Source organism: Mesorhizobium sp. M1A.F.Ca.IN.020.06.1.1 (genome assembly GCF_004023265.1).
Classification (GTDB): Bacteria; Pseudomonadota; Alphaproteobacteria; order Rhizobiales; family Rhizobiaceae; genus Mesorhizobium.
In genome coordinates this window covers 1-1,779 of record NZ_RZSR01001111.1, presented here as the reverse complement: position 1 = coordinate 1,779, position 1,779 = coordinate 1, and the positions used below count along the sequence as shown (strand labels likewise).

Here is a 1,779-nt window from a genome sequence, read left to right as displayed (position 1 = left end):
CACTGATCATTTCGACGAAACCCTTCGGCAAATTGCGCTATGTTCAGCTTCACTTTGCCAGATTCCGAGCTTCCTTTCGACAGGCAAGCTGCGATGATTCCTGCCAATTCGAACTGGCAGGGGTATCGTCATGAAAAACATTGTTGTCGTCGGCGCCGGCAAGATCGGCTCGACCATCGCTGAAATGCTTACCACCACGGGAGACTACCGCGTCACGGTGGTCGACCGCTCGGCGGCCCAGCTCGCCGCAGCCGAATTGCCGGCCGGCGTCGAGAGCAAGGAGCTCGACATCGCCGTGCCCGGCGCGCTTGAGGCAGCGCTTGCCGGCAAATTCGCCGTGCTGAGCGCCGCGCCCTTCCACCTCACCACCCGCATCGCCGAGGCTGCGGCGAAGGCGGGCGTGCATTATCTCGACCTCACCGAGGACGTCGCCAGCACCCGTCGGGTCAAGGAGCTGGCGCGCGAGGGCAAGAGCGCCTTCATCCCGCAATGCGGCCTGGCGCCGGGCTTCATTTCGATCGTCGCCAACGATCTGGCCAGCCGCTTCGACACGCTGGAAAGCGTGCGCATGCGCGTCGGCGCGCTGCCGCAATATCCGTCGAACGCTTTGAACTACAACCTCACCTGGAGCACCGACGGCGTCATCAACGAATATTGCGAGCCTTGCGAGGCGATCGTCGAGGGCGAGCTGGTCGAGGTGCCCCCGCTGGAGGAGCGCGAGGAATTCTCGCTCGACGGCGTCACCTACGAGGCCTTCAACACCTCCGGCGGACTCGGCACTCTGGCCGAGACGCTGAAAGGCAAGGTGCGGACCCTGAACTACCGCACCATCCGCTATCCCGGTCATGCCGCCATCATGAAGGCGCTGCTCAACGACCTCGGGCTGCGCCACCGCCGCGGCGTGCTGAAGGACATTTTCGAGAGCGCCCTACCGGCGACGCTGCAGGATGTCGTCATCGTCTTCGTCACCGTCTCGGGCCGCCGCAACGGCCGCCTGCTGCAGGAGACCTACGCCAACAAGATCTATTCGCACCGCGTCGGCAACGTCGTGCGCAGCGCCATCCAGATCACCACCGCCTCCGGCATCTGCGCCGTGCTCGACATGCTGGCCGACGGCACGCTGCCGGCGAAAGGTTTCGTCCGGCAGGAAGACATCGCGCTCGACGCATTTCTGGCCAACCGCTTCGGCCGCGCCTACGCCCAGCACGAGACGGCGAGCCGCCTGGCGGGCTGAGCTTTGTGATCTCCCCCCTTGAGGGGGAGATGTCGCCAAAGGCGACAGAGGGGGGTCCTCTCAACCAGTGCAGCGCATGTGAAAGCCAAAGACCGGAAGTCGGCGCTTCACGCGCGGCGACCCCCTCTGGCCTGCCGGCCATCTCCCCCTCAAGGGGGGAGATCCCGCTCCCTCTAAACATGCAGCGCGTGCCCGAGCGCCTTCAGCGCCGCTTCCTGGAAGCCCTCGCCCTGGGTCGGATGCGCATGAATGGTGCCTGCTATATCCTCCAGCCGCGCGCCCATTTCGAGCGCAAGGCCAAAGGCCGCGGCCAATTCCGAAACGCCCTGCCCGACCGCCTGGATGCCCAGCACCAGATGGTTGTCCGCGCGGGCGACGATGCGCACGAACCCGTCCTCGCCTTGCCTGGTCATGGCGCGGCCGTTGGCTGCGAACGGAAAATGTCCGATCTTGATCTCGCCGGCGAGCGCCTTCGCCTCGTCCGGCGACAGGCCGGCGGTGACCAGCTCGGGATCGGTGAAGCAGATCGCCCGGATCGCGCGCTT

The 1,779-nt window shown here is 65.5% G+C and carries 1 protein-coding gene and 1 pseudogene; one reads left to right on the top strand and one right to left on the bottom strand.

The features are described from left to right. Window positions 1-130 precede the first annotated feature (130 nt). Window positions 131-1,234, top strand: a complete 1,104-nt coding sequence (locus EOA60_RS31485) for a saccharopine dehydrogenase family protein (RefSeq protein WP_095825118.1) — start codon at window positions 131-133, stop codon at window positions 1,232-1,234. Between the two features lie 173 nt (window positions 1,235-1,407). On the opposite strand, the pseudogene EOA60_RS31480 reads toward EOA60_RS31485, so the two are convergent. After that, a pseudogene (locus EOA60_RS31480) lies at window positions 1,408-1,779 on the bottom strand (dihydrolipoyl dehydrogenase); the annotation flags it as partial.

Bases quoted from the DNA above. Each gene is read 5' to 3' on its own strand.
- EOA60_RS31485 (WP_095825118.1), top strand. From the start codon at position 131: ATGAAAAACATTGTTGTCGTCGGCGCCGGCAAGATCGGCTCGACCATC.